An 18609-nucleotide genomic window follows, 5' to 3' on the forward strand; every position below is an offset into this window, starting at 1 on the left:
AAAAAAAGTTAAAAGAAATGAAATCTCTCTCCATATTACTTATTGATGACGATGAATTGGAAAGAATTAAGTTTAAAAAAGTATGTAAAGATATTTGTTTTTCATGCACAATAGTTGAAGCGGTAGATGGAAAACAAGCTTTACATTTTTTAAGTGCAAAAGGTAAAACTTTCGATATTATTATTTTAGATTTACACATGCCTAAAATGAACGGTCTTGAACTTTTAAGAATATTAAAGTCAAATACCGAGTATAAGAATATTCCTGTTGTCATAATGTCTAATTCAGAAGATAGTACAGAATTACAAGACTGTTATAATTTGGGGATTTCTGGCTATTTTACAAAACCAGCACAATATTCTCAATATTCTGAAAAAGTAAAATCATTATTAGATTATTGGAAAAGGAATGAACTTAATGAATAATAATTAGATTTTTTTAAAACAATTCTAACAAAAATGGAGACCCCAAATTTAAATTATATAAAAGAGCTTTCTGGAGGAGATTTAGAATTTGAAGAAAATATCATTGAGCTGTTAAAAAAGGAATTTCCTGAAGAACATATGCTCTTTAATGAGAATTTTTCTAAAAAAGAATATGTAGAGGCTGCAAATAATGTTCACAAGATAAAACATAAAATTAGTATTTTAGGTTTGAAAAAAGGGCTAGAATTAGCTTCTAGATTTGAAAAAGATTTAAAAAATACTAACACTGAATTATATAATGATTTTGTAAATATTTTAGACAAAATTCATGTATATTTAAAGGTCTAATAATTTTTTAAATATAGTATGATTGGTATAATAATAGATGATGATGCAACGGCAAGATTAATTATTAAGCAGTTATGTAGTAATTCTAAAGAAGTTTCTGTAATAGAGGAGTTTAGTTCTGCTATAGAAGCTGTAAAGTATCTTAATTCTAATGATGTAGATTTAATATTTTTAGATATACACATGCCTACATTTTCTGGTTTTGATTTTATACAAACGTTAAAATCGCCTCCAAAAATTATTTTAACTACTTCAGACATGAATTTTGCTTTACAAGCATTTGAATATGATTGCGTGATTGATTATATAGTAAAGCCTATTACTAAAGAAAGATTTAATAAATCTTTACAGAAATTAGCGGGCCTAAATGAAATTAAAAATTCTATAAATCTAAAGGATGTGTCTAAGGAAGATTCTAGTTTTATTTATGTTAGTGTAGAAAGAAGGCTTGTTAAAATTAATATTCCAGATATCTATTTTGTTGAAGCAAAAGGAGATTATATTAGCATTAAAACAGAAGGGAAAAATTATATAGTACATTCTACACTAAAGAAAATAGAAGATAAGTTACCGTCTTCTTTATTTTTAAGAATACACAGGTCATTTATTATTAATATTTCAGAGATTGTTGATATAGAAGATAATAGTGTGCTTATTCAAAAAAGTGTTATTCCGATTAGTAGATCTAATAAAAGTGAATTAATGAGAAGGTTAAACTTGCTTTAAAGTCATTTCTTGGCCTCAGTTTAATAAAACCTATGTACTTTACTCTGATTTTGTTATTTCAAGAATTGTAAATGTTTAATAATTTAGATTGTTTTAGTTCTATTTAAAGACTTCTCTATGAGATGTAACGTCTTAATTAAAAGGTTATTTTTTATATAAGTATCTGGTTCTTAGAAGTACTAATATTACAAACGCTGTAATAAATAGGATAGATCTGTTGCGGCTCATGGTGCCTTTTGGTTGAAAAATTTAAAGCATAAGAATATAAAAAAAGCCCTAATTTCAATTTTGAAATTGGGGCTTTTTTATGGAAGTATTTTATATCTAATTTTTTATTTTTTCTTGTCTTTTATTCAGTAAAATAGGTTTTCCATACCCTAATTCTTTTATTCTTTCCAATTGTGTTTCTGCATCACCCACAACCAACCAGATCATTTTATTAGGATTCACATATTTGTTTGCTAACGCTGTAATTTGCTCTTTGGTCATGTTATTAACCGTGTTTTCTTGGTCTTTTACATAGTCTGCACTCCAGCCATAGTCACTAATATTAGACAACATATTTAGTTTTGCTCTAGAAGTTTCAAAAGCTCTTGCATTACTTTTAATTAAAAAACTTTTGGTAGTTTCTAAATCTTTATCGGAAAAAGTAGTTGGGTATTCTTCTAATATTTTTTTTACAGCTTGGGCAGATTCTAAAGTTACATTACTTCTTACGCCGCTAGAAATGGTAAAAGCACCTTTTGCTTTTGTGCCAGAAAAACCAGAACGAATTCCGTACGTATATCCTTTTCCTTCTCGTAATTCTTGTGTTAAACGAGAAGCAAAGCCACCGCCACCAAGAATGTAATTCATAACTGAAGCAGCGTAAAAATCTTTATCTGTTGCTGCTAAAGCAGGTGCGCCAAATTGTAAAACAGATTGTTTTGCATTCGGAATATCATAAAAATAAACAGTAGGTTTAGTTGGTGTTTCTGGTGTTTTATATACCGGAATTGAAACTTCTTTTGCTTTCCAATTCGTGTTTAAAGTGCCTAAAGAAGCAATTACTTTTTCTTTAGAAATATCTCCTACAACTAACATTTTTGCTACAGAAGGAGAAATAAAATTGTTGTAATATTCTTTTAAATCGTTAATTGTTATTTTTTCTACGGATGTTGTTGTTCCTAAAATGTTTTTAGAACGGATATTGTCTTTTCCGTAGATTAACGCGTTATAAGCATTTCTAGCTACAGAATTAGGGCTCGCTTCTTGCTGACGTAAATTAGCAATAGTCGCTTTTTTTAATAAATCGAATTCGTTTTTATCGAACCTTGGTTCTAATAATATTTCTTCTGCTAAAGCTAACGTTTTATCATAGTTTTTGGCTAATGTTGTTCCGCTTAAGGTAATGTTTTCAACATCTGAAGACACATAGATAGAAGCACCTAATTCTTGAATAGCTTCTTCTAATTCTTTTACAGTTTTATTTTTTGTTCCTTTGTTTAATAGATTCGCAGTTAAATTAGCAACCCCTAATTTATCCATAGATTCTAATAATTGGCCACCATCAATAGTTATATTAAAACGAACCAAAGGAACTTCGTCATTTTCAATTCCAAAGATTTTTAAACCATTCTTTAAACTACTTTCATACACTTTTGGTACTGCTAAAGAAGGCGTTGCTCCGTAAGGTGGTTCTATCGTTCTATCAAAAGAAGAAGGTGTTTTCTCGTATGTTGCCGCAATTTTAGGATCGAATTTTTCTTCTGCTCCTGTTACAATTTTCTCTTCTACAACATTTGCTAATAGAGAATTTGTTAATGCTAATTCAGTACTGTTTTTAGGAACAAAACTTGTTGCTATATAATTTTTGTTTTTTATGTATGTATTATAAACACGCATTACATCTTCTGTGGTAACGGATAATGTTCTTTTAATATCTTCTGTAACAAAGCCAGGGTTGCCTAAATAAGTATTGTAAGATGCAAGGTTAGTTCCTTTACCTAAAACGCTAGAAAGGCTTGCGTAAAAATCAGTTTCCTGACCTGCTTTAATTCTATTTAAATCTTTTTCTGATATTCCTTCAGTTTCAAACTTTGCCAATCCTTTTTCAACTCCAGCTTTTACATCATCTAATTTTACATCATTAAAAGCGCGTATAGAAATTTGAATTTCTCCTGCCAATTCAGAATTTCTGCTGTACATACCTGTTCTAGATGTTAATTTTAAATCATCAACTAAAACTTGATTAAGAGGGGCCGATTTACCATCTGTTAAATATTGAGATAATACATCTAGTGCATAAGAATCTGGATTGTATTGCGCTACTGTTGGCCAAACCATTGTTAATTGTGGTACTCTTGCAAAGTTATCTTCGTAATATAAAAATTTAGTTTCTTTAACTACACCAGGTCTTTTAACTAATGCAGGTATTTCTTCTTTTCCTTTTGGTATTTCATCAAAATATTTATGAACCCATTTTGTTGCTTGTGCAATATCTATATCTCCAGATAATACTAAAGTTGCGTTGTTAGGTACATACCATTTCTTATAAAAATCTTTTACATCTTGTAAGGTTGCATTTTGTAAATCTTCTAAAGAACCAATAACTTGCCAGTTATAAGGATGGTCTTTTGGGTATAAGTTTTTACCAATTACATATTGGTTATGTCCGTACGGTCTGTTGTCTATACTTTGTCTTTTTTCGTTTTTTACTACTTGTTTTTCTTTTGCTAAAACCGGGTCTGTAACGGTGTTTATAAAATATCCTAATTTATCGGCTTCTGCCCAAATCATTTTCTCTAAACCATCTTTTGGTACCGTTTGTAAGTAATTTGTTCTGTCTCTAGAAGTAGATCCGTTTGCGCCAGAACCACCAATTCTTGCACTCATTTTATCCAATCCACCTTTTCCTAAATTTTCAGATTCTAGGAATAATAAATGTTCAAATAAATGTGCAAAACCAGTTCTACCTTCAATTTCTCTGGCAGAACCAACATGAACCATTAGTTCTACAGCCACAACTGGGTCGGATTTATCTACATGAAAAACAACATCTAAACCGTTTTCTAATTCAATTTTTTTATAATTGATGCTAAGTTCTGGTGTTTTTTCTTCTTTTGATTGTTTACAACTTAAAAAACAAGTTGTTGCTAAAATTACAAGTAGTATTTTTTTCATATAGGTTGATTTTAAGCTTTTAAAAATACTAAAATTTAATGATAGAGGTATTTTTGAGTTGTTAAATATTATGAGAAAAACACTAAAACTTCGTGTTGGATTTTGAATATTATTTAATAGAAATAATGCTTTTGTTGTTTTTTTTCTTGCAAGGTTTACAGCGTAAGATTTATAGATCTGTTTGCTGAGTGTGATCTAACTTTTTATTGATTGAATTTTAACGAGATATTTAGAGCGAAAAATAAGAACTTGAGAAAGTTTATTTTTTTTAGACTAATTTTTTTGGTTTTTCCAATATTGTAATTGTTTTTCTGCGTGCTTACGAGCTTTTGTATCAACTAATTTTTTAATCCCTTCATCAGCGTTTAGACATACAGTCAGTAATTCCTTATACAGAACATCTTTATTTGATATATCCTATCGTTCGCTGAAAAAAAAAGCTGTTAAACGCGAATTTAATTCGGTCTGCAAACGATAACCTTTGGCATAGTCTAGTAAAATATGGTCATTTTTAGTGCTGATTATTTTAAAGCCATCAAATAGGGCAAATTTGAAGCCTTCAGTTTCTACCAATTTAAAAAACAGAGAAGAGTTTATCAAATAAAAGGTAGAGAAATTAGATATTCGAGAGAATTAAATAATACTAATTTGTATTGGTAAATCTGCTCTAAAAAACGCCTATACTATTTCTTGAATTTTATTGATTTAATAAGCCGTTTACACTGTGTATTTTTTAATGGACTACCTCCATAAGCCGAAATCAACATTTTATGATCATTAAATTTAATGAGTTAGATTTATAATGTAAATTCGTTTATTAAATATTTTTAACATAATGAAAATATTCTTAATTACATTCATCTATCTTATACTTGCTATTGGTTTAAATGCTCAAAGCTTTATAATGAACCCTTATGGCAGAGACAATACCAAATTATTAAACGGAAAATGGAATGCGATAGTCGATCAATATAGTAGAGGAGAAAAAAAGCAATTTTATCTGAATCAAATTGCTACAGAGGACACTAAGTTTTTAGAATATGGATTTGAAGGAGCTATGAGGCTCGATGTTCCCGGAGATTTCAACTCACAATACCCAGAGCTAAAATATTATGAAGGAGATATTTGGTATCAACGTTATTTTGAAGCAAACAAACAAAACCATAAACGATCTTTTATTTATTTTGCCGGAGTAAGTTACGAAGCAACTGTTTGGTTGAATGGAAAAAAAGTAGGAAATCATGAAGGAGGTTTTACACCATTTCAATTTGAAGTAACCGATTTATTGAAGGAAGGCAAAAATGATATTGTTGTTAAAGTAAATAATAACAGAAAAAAAGATCGGATACCAGCTATGAATTTCGATTGGTGGAATTATGGTGGAATTTTAAGAGATGTATTTCTTGTTCAAACACCAGATACTTTTATTCGTGATTACAAGATACAATTAAAGAAAAATGAGAAAAAAATAATTTCTGGTTATGTACAGTTAGATGGAGCAAAATTATCGCAACAAGTAACCGTTTCTATTCCTGAACTGAAAATTGAAAAAATTGTTAGCACCAACAATAATGGATATGCTTCTTTTGAAATAAAAGCAAAACCAAAATTATGGAATCCTGATTCCCCAAAAATGTATAATGTATCTATTATTTCAGAGCAAAAAGAACAAGTAAAAGATGAAATTGGATTCAGAAATATAAGTGTAAATGGAGATGACATTCTTCTAAACGGTGAAAAAGTATTCCTTAAAGGGGTTAACTTTCATGAAGAAATACCACAACGCCTAGGACGTGCTTATTCAACTGCCGATGCAGCTATGATTATAGAAGAAGTTACTGCATTAGGTTGTAATTTTATACGTACTGCTCATTATCCTCAAAACGAACATATCATCCGCTTGGCAGAAAAAAAAGGACTGATGATTTGGGAGGAAATTCCTCTTTGGCAAGGAATTGATTTTAAAAACCCTGTTGTACTAGACAAAGCAATAAATATGCTACGTGAAATGATTTATCGCGATAAAAACAGAGCAGGAATTATTATTTGGAGTGTAGCAAATGAAACGAAGCCTAGTAATTATAGAGATAAAGTGCTTACAGATCTAATTAATCTAGCCCATGAGTTAGATGATACGCGCCTTGTTGGAGCTGCTTTTGACAATCCACGTTATGATCCTGAAACTTCCACGTTTAATATAAAAGATGATATCTCAAAAATTGTTGATGTGGTAGGAGTAAATAAATATATGGGATGGTACATGCCATGGCCAACCGACCCATCAAATATAAAATGGAATGTAGCTCTTGATAAACCTCTAATTATGACAGAGTTTGGCTGTGAGAGTTTATATGGAAAAATAGGCGATAAAGATAAAGCACATTCTTGGAGTGAAGATTACCAGAAAGATTTATACTTAAAAAACCTTGAAATGTTCAAAAACATTCCGAACCTTAGCGGAACGAGTCCGTGGGTATTATTCGATTTTCGCTCACCATATAGATGCCACCCTAAAAACCAAGAAGGATGGAATCGTAAAGGACTTATTTCTGATAAAGGACAACGTAAAAAAGCTTGGTTTGTGATGAAGAATTATTATAATAATATTGATATGAAATAGCCGTACAAGCAAGTATCTTATAGGATCGTATCGTTGTTATTAAGGCCTCTTCGCTGAAAAAAAACATACTCTTTTCTACTATAAATCACGTTAAGTTCTATGATATTTAGATCTCGTTTTTAAGTTGTTGCTATAATTACAAGTAGTATTTTTTTCATTTGGGTTGATTTTAAGCTTTTAAAAATACTTAAATTTATTGATGTTGATTTTCTTGTATTGTTAAATAAAAATGAAATACAAACCTTCTTATTTTTCATTTAGTGTACATAAAAATAGCGACTTTGATTAAGAACCAAAGTCGCTATTATTTTTAGACATCGTTGTATGTCGTTTTATACTAATACCCAATTGTAAAACGTTTTTTACTATAAGCAGGTTTTTCAACTTCGTTCATAATTCCTACAGCAAAATCTTCCATAGAAATAGAGCTTTCACCTTTATCATTAGCGAGCAAGTAATCACCTGCAACTCTAAATTTATTAGTTCTTTCTCCTTCAAAAATATAAGCAGATGGTGAAACGTTTGTCCAGTTTAATACAGATTCTTTAAGATATATGTTTTCCAATGCTTTTTGGTGAGAAACTGCAACAGCTTTATAAGCTGCTGGAAATTCTGGGGTATCTACTAATAGCAAATCTTCACTTACTTTTAAACTACCGGCTCCTCCTACAGCTATTAATCTAACGTTGGCCTTTTTTGCAGCTGCTACTAGTGCCTTAGAAGCATCAATAATTAAGTCTGTATTTTCTAGCGGTGGCGCATAAGCACTTATAACAACGTCACTACTCTTAAAAATTTCTGCTAGAGTGTTTACATCAAAAATGTCAGCTTTTTCTATGCTAACATTATTTAATCCAAAAAAACGACTGTCTTTTGAGGTAACTAGTTGTAATTCATGATTTCTTGTTGCTGCTTCTTTTGTAATTCTTTGTCCGATGTTTCCACCAGCTCCAATAATTGTTACTTTCATTTTTATGATATTTAATTGTACTTAATTTTTTATAAATTTTTGTATTTTTTCTGCTACTTCAACGGCATATTCGTCTAATAAGAAATGGCCACCATTAAAAAAATAAGATTGAATATTTTTAATATCCTTACCATAAGCATCACCTCCCGATTTATTAAAAAACGGATCGTTTTCTCCCCATACAATTAAAGTATTAGGCTGATGAGTTTTAAAGTAATCTTGCCATTCTGAGTATTTTGAAAAGTTGGTGCCATAATTATAAAACATGGCTGTTTGTATTTCTTTTGCTCCAGTTCTATTTAAAAAAGCGTTATCCATTAAATAGTAAGAAGGGTCAATGTTTTCTGGTGTTGATGATCCTCCAAGATGCTGTTCCTTAAGACCTTCAAGAGACATTAAATAACCTTTAAAATTATTAAGGCCTTCTAAATCATTATTTTTTTGAAATTGTCCAATTTTTTTAGCCCATTCTCCTAAGCCTTCCATATAGGCATTTGCATTTTGAATTATTAAACCTTTGATTAATTCTGGTTTTTTTGAGGCAATTCTAAATCCGATGGGTCCACCATAATCTTGAACCAATAAATAAAAAGGATCAAGCTTTAGAGTGGCTATAAATTCTTCTATTATTGCGGATACATTATCAAAAGTATATTCAAACTCAGATGTTGTTGGCGCCTCGCTTAATCCAAACCCGGGGTAATCTGGAGCAATAAGATGATAATCTTCTGAGAGCTCTTCCATTAACCCTTTAAACATGTATGAGGAAGATGGAAAGCCGTGGAGTAGGAGTATGGTCTCTTTGTTTTGCTGGCCTTCTTCTCTATAAAATATCTCTAGACCATTTATTTTAATTGTTTTATTCTTGTTATTCATTTAATGTAATTATTTTTGTTACAGTTATGGTTAAAAAAAATCAAAATTGATTTTTAAATTCTTCAAGTGTTTGTTTCTTTAGCTCTTCACTTATAGCAGTATCTATTGTATTTAATAAAGATTCTAATCTGGTATTTATTTGTTTACCAACCTTACAATTAGGGTTGGGTGTATTTTTAAGTAGTGATAATACGTTATCATCACCTTTTATAAGATTAAAAATCTCAGATAAATATATTTTGTTAGCATCTTTTAGAATGTTAATTCCACCATGTTTTCCTTCTTTACTTTGAATTAAACCACCTTCCTTAAGTGTTGCAAGTTCTTTTCTAACCAATACCGGATTTATATTTAAGCTCTCAGCTATTAAAGTAGATGTTAACCAATCTTCTTTATACATTGCAAGTAAAGTCATAATATGTAAGGCGATTGAAAATCTTGTCTTTATCAAAATATACTGTATTTTTTTTTATTACAGTACAAATGTAATAAAATATTTTAATAAAAATGGTTTTGATGTTTAAATTTTTGAAAAGACATACAACTCTAATAATGTAAAATTGTTTCAATATGTTTGTCCATTTTAGCAATCTTTTTAAAGTTTTTAAGTCCGTTCTATTTTTGATGTCATTAATAAGTTAATAAGATTTGTAAATGAGGCAATCGAATTTATTGAAGTTAGATTTAGTAAAGTGTTGCAAAAGTTTAATTTATAGAAATGCTGTTGATGTTAGAGCTGCTTTAGCAGAATAGATTTTTATGAATTATTTATAAATAAAAAACGAACTTTCTCAAGTTCGTTTTTTTAGACTAATTTTTTGGTTTCGTTAACTCTAATGATATCAAATCGTTTCAATGTTTTATATCAGAAGTTAACGAAGTTAGTTTTTTCTAAATTTAGAATCAAACCAAATTAGCTTTTTTTTGTTGTCTTTAAGCTGTAATTAGCGTGTTTTCTTTATTCAATTTTTTCGGATAAGGATTATAATCTTTCCCTTGCCAAGTATTCTCTAACTCCATTTGTTTATCAATTTTAGCAACCATTTCAAAGTTTTTAAGTCCGTTCCATTTTGGTGCAATTAGCAAATCTATTGGTGCCTGACTGATAAAACGTTCTATCACAATATCTGGCCTAAGTAAGGCAACAAATTGAGTTATAAACGCAATGTAACTCTCAGGTGTAAAAAGATTAAAATCTTCTGGATTTCGTTTGTATTGAGAGGCCATGATAGATTTCTTTACAATCTGCAAATGGTGTAATTTTAAAGTGTCTATCGGTAACTTAGAAATTTCAATGGCATGGTTTAATAAATCCTCTTTGGTTTCTCCTGGTAAGCCGATAATTAAATGAGCACCTAAATGAAAACCTTTGTTTTTACATTTATTAAAAGTAGCAATACTATCATCATAAGAATGACACCTGTTTACTTTCTTTAAAGTATTGTTTAAAGTGCTTTCCACTCCGAATTCTAGGGAAATAAAATGTGTTTTTGATAAAAAGGATAAGTAATCGATCACTTCATCAGAAATACAATCGGGTCTGGTGCCAATAACCAATCCAATTACATTGGGAACGCTTAAAGCTTCCTCGTACATTTTTTTTAGAGATTCAAAATCTGAGTAGGTATTTGTGTACGCTTGAAAATAAGCTAAATATTGCTGCGTTTTGTATTTGCTAGAAAAACGAGAAATGCCTTCTTGTAATTGTTGTTTAACACTTTTGTTAGGTTCGCAATAATCTGGGTTAAAGGTATTGTTGTTGCAATAGGTGCAACCTCCGTATCCTTTAGAACCATCTCTATTAGGACAAGAAAAGCCAATATCTAAAGATATTTTTTGCACTCTTTCTCCGAAGTTAAGTTTTATAAAGGAGGAGTAATCTAAATAGCGTTTCCCTGTGATTTTCATGAAAAGTAGGATTGATAAATTATAGAAATTAATTTGTAGAATATTTTTGCTTTCATATTAGTTCTCGAAACAATTTTTATTAAAACTCACTACCATTGAAATGTTTTGTACATGATTTTTTTTAGTGAGTTAATTGGAGTCTAAAAAAACAAAACTGCATGTTATCTTTTCTACTCGTAATTTTTTTTTGATCTCGAACTGACATAGTTAAATTTAACAACTTGTTGTTTAGTAACAGAATCGCTCTAGAGCAAAAAAAAACTCCAATCGGTAAAGATTGGAGTTTTTAATATTATTTATTTTGAGCTAGTTGCCATTTCCAAGAAGAGGCCAATGCTTCTTCTAAAGTTTTTTCTGTTTTCCAGTTCAATTCTTTATTGGCAATAGTAGTATCTGCATAAGCAGCAGTAATATCACCTTCTCTTCTAGGAACAATTTTATAATTTAAAGATTTTCCAGAAGCTTTTTCAAAAGCTTTAATTACTTCTAATACAGAACTTCCTTTTCCTGTACCTACATTAAAGTATTCAAATGCTTTTTTATTATTCTTTTTAATTAAACGTTGTAAAGCGGCAATGTGTGCTTTTGCTAAATCTACAACATGTATATAATCACGAACCGCAGTACCATCTACAGTATCATAATCATCACCAAAAACAGATAATTCATCACGCATACCTGCAGCGGTTTGTGTAATATATGGAATTAAGTTTTGAGGAACTCCTAAAGGCAATTCTCCAATTTTAATTGATGGATGCGCTCCAATTGGGTTAAAATATCTTAAAGCAATAATATTTAAACCATGTGCTTTACTAGCATCTCTTAAAATTTCTTCGCCAATTTGTTTGGTGTTTCCGTAAGTAGATTCAGCTGCTTTTACAGGTGCATTTTCTGTAATAGGTAACTCATCTGCTTGTCCGTAAACGGTACAAGAAGAAGAAAAGATAAAGTTATCTAATTTTCTATCTCTCATTTCTTGTAATAAATACACTAAAGAACCTAAGTTGTTTTCGTAGTAATCTAAAGGTTTGTGCATGCTTTCTCCAACCGCTTTAAAAGCAGCGAAATGGATCATTCCATCTACTTTATTGTTATCGAAAAAGTTTTTTACATCACTTTTAATTCTTAAATCAATTTGATGAAAATCTGGTTTAATACCTGTAATAGATGTAATGTTGTCTAAAACACCGATAGATGTGTTAGATAAATCATCGATAATTACTACTTCAAAACCTTCGTTTTGTAATTCTACAACGGTGTGAGAACCAATAAATCCTAATCCTCCTGTAACTAATATTCTTTTCATTATGTTTTATTTATACGTCATTAAGAGGAAGTATGACGAAGTAATCTGTTTGGTTATTTTTGAGATTGCTACGTCACTCCTCCTCGCAATGACGTGGCAATTACTTTTTAATTTACAAAATCTAAAATAGTTTTTGTAATAAACTCTAATTGTTCTTTGTCTAATTCTGTATGCATTGGTAAAGAAATTACCGTTTTTATCAACTCATTAGTTACAGGGAAATCACTTTCGTTGTAACGAGTGTCTGTGTATGCTTTTTGAGAGTGTAATGCTACAGGATAATAGATTGCATTCGGAATTCCTTTTTCTAATAAGTGCTTGTGTAAATCATCTCTTTTTCCGTTGGTAATTTGTAACGTATATTGATGAAAAACGTGGCAATCACAAGTATCACAAATTTCACCACAAGCAGACGTTGTTGGTGTAATAATATGTTTAGATACAGATAAAGCTTTGTTGTAAAAACGAGCAGCATTTCTTCTAGCTTCGCAATAGGTGTCTAATAAAGGTAATTTTGCTTTTAAAACACCAGCTTGAATAGAATCTAAACGAGAATTTACGCCCACTACGTCATGGTAATAACGGGTGTACATTCCGTGATTTACAATTCCGCGAATGGTATGAGCAAGTTCGTCATCATTTGTAAAAATGGCACCACCATCTCCATAACATCCTAAGTTTTTAGAAGGGAAAAAAGAAGTTGTACCTACATTTCCAATCGTTCCTGCTTTCTTTTTTGTGCCGTCTTTAAACGTGTAATCTGCACCAATTGCTTGCGCATTGTCTTCAATTACAAAAAGATTATGCTCTTTTGCTATTTCCAAAACAGCATCCATATTTGCTACTTGTCCGAATAAGTGAACAGGTACAATGGCTTTGGTTTTAGGAGTAATTGCTCTTTTTAAAGCTTCTATGTCTATGTTGTAGGTTTTTGCATCTACATCCACTAAAACAGGAGTCAATTTTAACAATGCTATTACCTCTACGGTTGCAGCAAACGTAAAATCTGCAGTAATTACTTCATCACCTTGCTCTAAACCTAGTCCCATCATTGCTATTTGCAAAGCGTCGGTTCCGTTAGCACAAGGTATTACATGCTTTACATTTAAATATTTTTCTAAATCTGCTTGAAACTCATGAACTAATGGGCCGTTTATATACGCAGAGGTATTTAAAACCTGTTCTATAGAAGAGTTTACAGTTTCTTTTATTTGTTGATATTGACCTTGTAGGTCTACCATTTGAATTTTTTTCATATAAAAAATTTTGCTCATCAAAAATACGAACTTACTTTCATTTTCTTTGTAGTTATCCGTAAATAATAATTCTGTTATCTTTGAAAAAAATCAATTTTATGAAGTTTTTAAGACGTTTTTTAAAAATTCTGTTAATTCTTGTGGTGTTGGTGGTTGTTTTTGTTTGGTTGTACTCTAAAACGTATCACCCAAATTATTCTGGTGAGCTAGAATTGAAAAATATTTCTAATAAAGTAACGGTGTATTTTGATGATGTTGGGGTACCTCATATAAATGCTCAAAATCAAAAAGATGCTTATGTAGCTTTGGGGTATGTGCATGCGCAAGATAGATTATGGCAAATGGAATTGATGCGTAGAATTGCTGCAGGAAGGTTGTCTGAGATTTTTGGAAAAGATTTGGTGAGAGTCGATCAGTTTTTTGGAGGATTAGGAATTGAAGAAGCTGCAAATAAAACGATTGCAGGTTTAGATAAAACAGCTGAATCTTATATTTTAACGCAGGCATATCTAAACGGAGTAAATCAATTTATTGAAGAAGGAAAAACACCTTTAGAATTTACGTTAGTAGGTGTGAAAAAAGAAAAATATACCCTCAAAGATATTTATAATGTATTCGGTTATATGTCTTTTAGTTTTGCGGCTGCTCATAAAACAGATCCTTTATTAACAGAAGTTAAAGAGAAATTAGGCGCTTCTTATTTAAATGAGTTGTTAAGTAAGAATCCTGATTATTTAACAATAATAAAAACCAGTTTACCAGATAAAATAGAGGCAACATTTTCTAAAACAGTTGCTTCTATTATGGATGAATTACCGATTTCTCCTTTTATAGGAAGTAATTCTTGGGTACTTGCTCCGGAAAAAACAAAGAATGGAAAAGTAATTTTCGAAAATGATCCGCATATTGCATATTCGCAACCTTCTGTTTGGTATCAAAATCATATTAAAACACCCGATTTTGAAATTTATGGATTTAATATTGCATTGATGCCATTTCCTTTATTAGGTCATAATCATGAATATGCGTACGGTTTAACAATGTTTGAAAATGATGATGTAAATTTTTATGTTGAAGAAGAGAACCCGGAGAATTCTTTAGAATATAAAACAGAAAATGGGTATCAGAAGTATGAGCTAAGAGACAAAACGATTCATGTAAAAAATGAAAAAGATACTTCTTTTCAGGTAAAGGTTAGTAAACATGGACCGATAATGAATGGTTTAATAGAGCATATTAAGGATAAAAGACCTATTGCAATGAATTGGATTTACACGCAATTACCAAACGAAATGTTAGATGTTTCTTACGGAATTTCTCATGCAAATTCTTTAAAGGATTTTAGAAATTCTGTAGCTAGAATTCATGCACCCGGTTTAAATGTAATGTATGGAGACGCCAAAGATAATGTAGCTTGTTTTTCTTCGGCTAAATTGTATGAGTTAAGAGACGGTTTGTCTACCAAAACGTATTTAAATGGTGCTTCTGGAGAAGATGAAATTTTAGAGTTTTTGCCTTTTGATGAAAATCCACAAGCAATAAACCCGAGTTGGAATTACGTGTATTCTGCCAATAACCAAGTAGATTCTGTAAAAGGTAAAATATATCCTGGTTATTATTTACCTGAAGATAGAGCAAAAAGAATTGTAGAATTATTAGAGCAGAAAGATGATTTTACAAAAGAAGAGGTTGCAAATATGACGTACGATGTAAAATCATCTACAGTGCCAAATATTATTCGTAATTTGTTAAAAAATGTGGATAAATCGGAGTTGTTAGCATCAGAAAGAAAAGCGTTTTCTGAACTTGAAAATTGGGATGGAAACTATTTAAAAACAGCCGTTGGGCCAACCATTTACAATCGTTTTTTATATGAATTTTTAAAAGCAACTTATAAAGACGAGTTGGGTGCTAGTTTTAATTTGTTTATCAATTCTAACTTGCAAGATAAAGTATTACCGAATCAAATAAATAGAAAGAATTCTGTTTGGTGGGATAATATTGATACGAAAGATAAAATTGAAACCAGAAGGGATATTGTTCAAGCATCTTTTAAAAGTGCTTTTTCTTTTTTACAAAATCAGTTAGGAGCAAATGTAGATGATTGGACCTGGAATAGAGTTATTTCTGTAGAATATGAACATGCAATAGGAAAAGCAGGTGGTTTGTTACGTAAACTGTTTAATCTTGGTCCATATGAAACTATTGGTGGAAACGAGGTTATTAATAATCAAATTTTTAAATTAGATAGTACAGGGTATTATAAGGTTACAGCAGGACCGTCAACAAGAAGGGTTATCGATTTTTCTGATGTAGAAAATAGTATAGCAATTGTACCAACAGGGCAATCTGGAAATGTGTTTAGCAAGTATTATAAAAATCAAACTAAAAGATATTTAGAAGGGAAGTTTGTAAAGATGAAACTGAATCAGGCTGAAATTGAACAGAGTAAAAATATTTTAGTTTTTAAGCCAATGGAGTAAAATAGATCGTCATTGCGAGGCACGAAGCAATCTGTTAATTGTAGCTTCTGTAGTGGTATTATTTCGTCGTGTCTTTTTAATAATGATAAGAAGATACGGGGTTTTGTTATTTTGACCTTTTGGGAGAAATCACATAAAGTAAAATAGGTGTTTGTTGTTACTGTTATGAGATTTCTACTAGCGTCTAAATAACTATTGGAGTAGTTTTAAAAGAGATAAACTACAAACAAGCGTTCCAAATAACTTCTTTTGGCGTTGGTGCAGTAATGTTGATTTCGTCTTTAGTTACAGGATGTATAAATTGAATTCTGCGGGCATGTAAATGAATACTTCCATCTTTATTACTTCTGTCAAAACCATATTTTAAATCTCCTTTTATAGGGCTACCAATGTTAGATAGTTGCGATCTAATTTGATGATGTCTTCCTGTTTCTAAATCAATCTCTATTAAAGAATAATTGTCTAGTTTTTTGATAACAGCATAATGAAGAATTGCTTTTTTACTTCCATCAATTTCTTTCGGATACGCGGTAGATTTATTGTTTTTTGGATTCTTTCTTAAATAATTAATTAAGGTGTCTTTTTCTTTCTTCGGATGATTTTTTACAACAGCCCAATACGTTTTGTGAATCGTTTTATCGCGAAGCATCTTATTTAAACGTTCTAAAGATTTAGATGTTTTAGCAAAAATAATAATACCAGAAGTAGGTCTGTCTAATCGGTGTACAACACCTAAATATACGTTTCCGGGTTTATTGTATTTATCTTTAATGTATTCTTTTACAACATCACTTAAAGGTTTATCACCCGTTTTATCACCTTGTGTAATATCGCCTGCGCGTTTATTTACAATGATAATATGATTGTCTTCAAATAAAATTTGTAAATTTTCTTTAGTAGAATGCATTATTGATTATTTAAAATCTTTGGCAACGTCTTCATTAACACTATCAATAAAATTTAAAAATTCATCTCTACCTAATCCTGTAGAAGAAGAGGTAATAAATGACATCGGAAGTGTTTCCCAAGTGTTTAATAATTTCTTTTTATAAGAAGTAATTTGTTTGTTCAATTTAGAACTACCTAATTTGTCTGCTTTGGTAAAAGCAATACAAAACGGAATTTGGTTTTCACCTAAAAACTTCATGAACTCTAAATCAATTTTTTGAGGATCGTGTCTAGAATCAATTAAAACAAAAGTACAAACTAGCTGCTCTCTTTCTTTAAAGTAGTTTTCTATAAAAAACTGAAAAATGGTTCTTTTCTTCTTAGAAACTTTAGCGTAACCATAACCAGGTAAATCTACTAAAAACCACTCATCATTTATTTTAAAATGATTGATAAGTTGTGTTTTACCAGGTTTACCAGAAATTTTGGCTAAATCTTTGCGTTCCATTAACATATTAATTAATGAAGATTTACCAACATTAGAACGTCCAATAAATGCATATTCTGGCATTCTTTCTTGTGGAGCCTTGGTAACATTACTGTTACTCATTACAAAATCTGCAGATCTAATTTTCATGATATAGTATAAGGTTCTTTAATTTTTATTATAGTTCTCTACGAGAATTATAATTTTCTAGAAGTAAGCCAAGCATGAAGAATTTTGTTAAATTCTTCTGGTTTTTCCATCATTGCTGCATGACCACATTTGTCAATCCAAAATAAATCTGAATTTGATAATAATCTATGAAAATCTTCTGCAGCCTCAGGAGGTGTAACACCATCTTGTTTTCCCCAAATTAAACATGTAGGATGTTTCATGTTGGGTAAATCTTTTGCCATGTTGTGTCTAATAGCACTTTTGGCAATAGATAATGTTTTTAAAGCTTTCATTCTATCATTTACAGTGCTGTAAACATCATCAACTAATTCTTTAGTCGCAATTGCAGGATCGTAAAAAACTTCTCTAGCTTTTTGCTCTATGTATTCATAGTTTCCTCTTTTAGGAAAACTATCTCCCATCGCTTTTTCATACATACCAGAACTACCTGTAAGTACAAGTGCTGTTACTTTTTCTGGATACTGTTTTGTGAAATACAATGCTATATGTCCTCCTAAGGAATTCCCAAGAAGAATAGCGTGATTTATCTTTTTATGTTCTAAAAACTCTTTTAAGAACTTTGCTAAGTTTTTAACATTGGTTTTTAGAAGAGGTAAAGAATATAAAGGTAATTCTGGGATTAAAACTTTGTAGCCATTACTAGAGAAATGATCGAATGTTGAGTCAAAATTACTCAATGCTCCCATTAATCCATGTAAAATAATGATTGCAGGTCCTTCTCCTGCTTCTACATATTTAAATTTCCCTTCCTCTGTTAACTTATCTGTCATTAAAATGCTCTAATTTCTTAACCACAAATGTAATTCTTTTTTGTGAAATAGATATCGTTTTCGTAAGTGACTATTTTTAAATTAAAATAGATTTTAGTCGCAATGAATTGTTAACAAAAGCGTTATTTATTAACAATGTGGTAAAAAGTGGTAAAAAGTGGTAAAATTGTCATATTTTTGACTCCAATTAAT

General features: G+C 30.5%; 15 protein-coding genes and 2 pseudogenes. 6 read left to right on the forward strand and 11 right to left on the reverse strand.

What is annotated here, in order from left to right; genetic code table 11:
- The first annotated feature begins 17 nt into the window (after window positions 1-17).
- The 3 genes from JOP69_RS16060 to JOP69_RS16070 are packed head-to-tail and all read left to right on the forward strand — an operon-like array spanning window position 18 to window position 1499.
- Window positions 18-425 (forward strand): response regulator, encoded by a 408-nt coding sequence (locus JOP69_RS16060; protein ID WP_203391915.1) that lies wholly within the window; start codon window positions 18-20, stop codon window positions 423-425.
- 33 nt (window positions 426-458) lie between these two features.
- Window positions 459-773, forward strand: coding sequence for an Hpt domain-containing protein (locus tag JOP69_RS16065; protein ID WP_203391916.1), 315 nt, complete (start codon window positions 459-461; stop codon window positions 771-773).
- 18 nt (window positions 774-791) lie between these two features.
- Window positions 792-1499: a LytTR family DNA-binding domain-containing protein gene (locus JOP69_RS16070; protein WP_203391917.1), complete on the forward strand. Its 708-nt coding sequence runs from the start codon at window positions 792-794 to the stop codon at window positions 1497-1499.
- Between the two features lie 324 nt (window positions 1500-1823).
- Here the strand turns inward: JOP69_RS16070 and JOP69_RS16075 are convergent, their stop codons facing one another.
- Together JOP69_RS16075 and JOP69_RS18860 are read right to left on the reverse strand one after the other, a co-directional pair.
- A complete protein-coding gene (locus JOP69_RS16075) occupies window positions 1824-4277 on the reverse strand; it encodes a M16 family metallopeptidase (RefSeq protein ID WP_368378390.1) in 2454 nt (817 codons plus the stop codon).
- Window positions 4278-4283: 6 nt separating this feature from the next.
- Window positions 4284-4517 (reverse strand): annotated as a pseudogene (locus JOP69_RS18860) (insulinase family protein); the annotation flags it as partial.
- Between JOP69_RS18860 and JOP69_RS18865 the strand changes: the two are divergent.
- Window positions 4496-4573 (forward strand): annotated as a pseudogene (locus JOP69_RS18865) (hypothetical protein); the annotation flags it as partial. The pseudogenes JOP69_RS18860 and JOP69_RS18865 overlap by 22 nt on opposite strands.
- 923 nt (window positions 4574-5496) lie before the next feature.
- Window positions 5497-7281: a glycoside hydrolase family 2 protein gene (locus JOP69_RS16080; protein WP_203391919.1), complete on the forward strand. Its 1785-nt coding sequence runs from the start codon at window positions 5497-5499 to the stop codon at window positions 7279-7281.
- A 337-nt stretch (window positions 7282-7618) separates the two neighbouring features.
- Here the strand turns inward: JOP69_RS16080 and JOP69_RS16085 are convergent, their stop codons facing one another.
- The 6 genes from JOP69_RS16085 to JOP69_RS16110 form a co-directional block, all read right to left on the reverse strand.
- Entirely contained in the window at window positions 7619-8251 is a 633-nt protein-coding gene (locus JOP69_RS16085; RefSeq protein ID WP_203391920.1) for an NAD(P)-dependent oxidoreductase, read from the reverse strand.
- 21 nt (window positions 8252-8272) lie between these two features.
- The gene (locus JOP69_RS16090; protein WP_203391921.1) at window positions 8273-9127 is read right to left on the reverse strand and encodes an alpha/beta fold hydrolase; all 855 of its coding nucleotides are present in this window, start codon (window positions 9125-9127) and stop codon (window positions 8273-8275) included.
- Between the two features lie 40 nt (window positions 9128-9167).
- Entirely contained in the window at window positions 9168-9578 is a 411-nt protein-coding gene (locus tag JOP69_RS16095; protein WP_284041503.1) for an Rrf2 family transcriptional regulator, read from the reverse strand.
- A 482-nt stretch (window positions 9579-10060) separates the two neighbouring features.
- A complete protein-coding gene (locus JOP69_RS16100; RefSeq protein WP_203391923.1) occupies window positions 10061-11035 on the reverse strand; it encodes a TIGR01212 family radical SAM protein in 975 nt (324 codons plus the stop codon).
- 292 nt (window positions 11036-11327) lie between these two features.
- Window positions 11328-12341 carry a UDP-glucose 4-epimerase GalE gene (galE, locus tag JOP69_RS16105; protein WP_203391924.1) on the reverse strand — a complete coding sequence of 338 codons (1014 nt, stop codon included), beginning with the start codon at window positions 12339-12341 and terminating at the stop codon, window positions 11328-11330.
- Window positions 12342-12448: 107 nt separating this feature from the next.
- The gene (locus tag JOP69_RS16110) at window positions 12449-13597 is read right to left on the reverse strand and encodes a DegT/DnrJ/EryC1/StrS aminotransferase family protein (protein ID WP_203391925.1); all 1149 of its coding nucleotides are present in this window, start codon (window positions 13595-13597) and stop codon (window positions 12449-12451) included.
- Between the two features lie 98 nt (window positions 13598-13695).
- On the opposite strand from JOP69_RS16110, the gene JOP69_RS16115 reads away from it, so the two are divergent.
- Window positions 13696-16080: a penicillin acylase family protein gene (locus tag JOP69_RS16115; RefSeq protein ID WP_203391926.1), complete on the forward strand. Its 2385-nt coding sequence runs from the start codon at window positions 13696-13698 to the stop codon at window positions 16078-16080.
- A gap of 220 nt (window positions 16081-16300) precedes the next feature.
- Here the strand turns inward: JOP69_RS16115 and JOP69_RS16120 are convergent, their stop codons facing one another.
- Genes JOP69_RS16120 through JOP69_RS16130 form a run of 3 tightly spaced genes read right to left on the reverse strand, consistent with a single transcriptional unit; the run spans window position 16301 to window position 18417 of the window.
- On the reverse strand, window positions 16301-16987 hold the full coding sequence (locus JOP69_RS16120; protein WP_203391927.1) for an RluA family pseudouridine synthase: 687 nt from the start codon (window positions 16985-16987) through the stop codon (window positions 16301-16303).
- Between the two features lie 6 nt (window positions 16988-16993).
- A complete protein-coding gene (yihA, locus tag JOP69_RS16125) occupies window positions 16994-17605 on the reverse strand; it encodes a ribosome biogenesis GTP-binding protein YihA/YsxC (RefSeq protein WP_203391928.1) in 612 nt (203 codons plus the stop codon).
- Window positions 17606-17652: 47 nt separating this feature from the next.
- Complete coding sequence (locus tag JOP69_RS16130; protein WP_203391929.1) at window positions 17653-18417, reverse strand: alpha/beta fold hydrolase; 765 nt, start codon at window positions 18415-18417, stop codon at window positions 17653-17655.
- Between the last annotated feature and the right edge of the window lie 192 nt (window positions 18418-18609).

This window comes from Polaribacter sp. Q13, from assembly GCF_016858305.2.
GTDB lineage: Bacteria > Bacteroidota > Bacteroidia > Flavobacteriales > Flavobacteriaceae > Polaribacter.

Excerpts from the sequence above, each read along its gene's own strand:
- JOP69_RS16060 (WP_203391915.1), top strand. The coding sequence starts at position 18 with ATGAAATCTCTCTCCATATTACTTATTGATGACGATGAATTGGAAAGA.
- JOP69_RS16065 (WP_203391916.1), top strand. The coding sequence starts at position 459 with ATGGAGACCCCAAATTTAAATTATATAAAAGAGCTTTCTGGAGGAGAT.
- JOP69_RS16070 (WP_203391917.1), top strand. The coding sequence starts at position 792 with ATGATTGGTATAATAATAGATGATGATGCAACGGCAAGATTAATTATT.
- JOP69_RS16075 (WP_368378390.1), bottom strand. The coding sequence starts at position 4,277 with ATGATTTGGGCAGAAGCCGATAAATTAGGATATTTTATAAACACCGTT.
- JOP69_RS16080 (WP_203391919.1), top strand. The coding sequence starts at position 5,497 with ATGAAAATATTCTTAATTACATTCATCTATCTTATACTTGCTATTGGT.
- JOP69_RS16085 (WP_203391920.1), bottom strand. The coding sequence starts at position 8,251 with ATGAAAGTAACAATTATTGGAGCTGGTGGAAACATCGGACAAAGAATT.
- JOP69_RS16090 (WP_203391921.1), bottom strand. The coding sequence starts at position 9,127 with ATGAATAACAAGAATAAAACAATTAAAATAAATGGTCTAGAGATATTT.
- JOP69_RS16100 (WP_203391923.1), bottom strand. The coding sequence starts at position 11,035 with ATGAAAATCACAGGGAAACGCTATTTAGATTACTCCTCCTTTATAAAA.
- galE (WP_203391924.1), bottom strand. The coding sequence starts at position 12,341 with ATGAAAAGAATATTAGTTACAGGAGGATTAGGATTTATTGGTTCTCAC.
- JOP69_RS16110 (WP_203391925.1), bottom strand. The coding sequence starts at position 13,597 with ATGAAAAAAATTCAAATGGTAGACCTACAAGGTCAATATCAACAAATA.
- JOP69_RS16115 (WP_203391926.1), top strand. The coding sequence starts at position 13,696 with ATGAAGTTTTTAAGACGTTTTTTAAAAATTCTGTTAATTCTTGTGGTG.
- JOP69_RS16120 (WP_203391927.1), bottom strand. The coding sequence starts at position 16,987 with ATGCATTCTACTAAAGAAAATTTACAAATTTTATTTGAAGACAATCAT.
- yihA (WP_203391928.1), bottom strand. The coding sequence starts at position 17,605 with ATGAAAATTAGATCTGCAGATTTTGTAATGAGTAACAGTAATGTTACC.
- JOP69_RS16130 (WP_203391929.1), bottom strand. The coding sequence starts at position 18,417 with ATGACAGATAAGTTAACAGAGGAAGGGAAATTTAAATATGTAGAAGCA.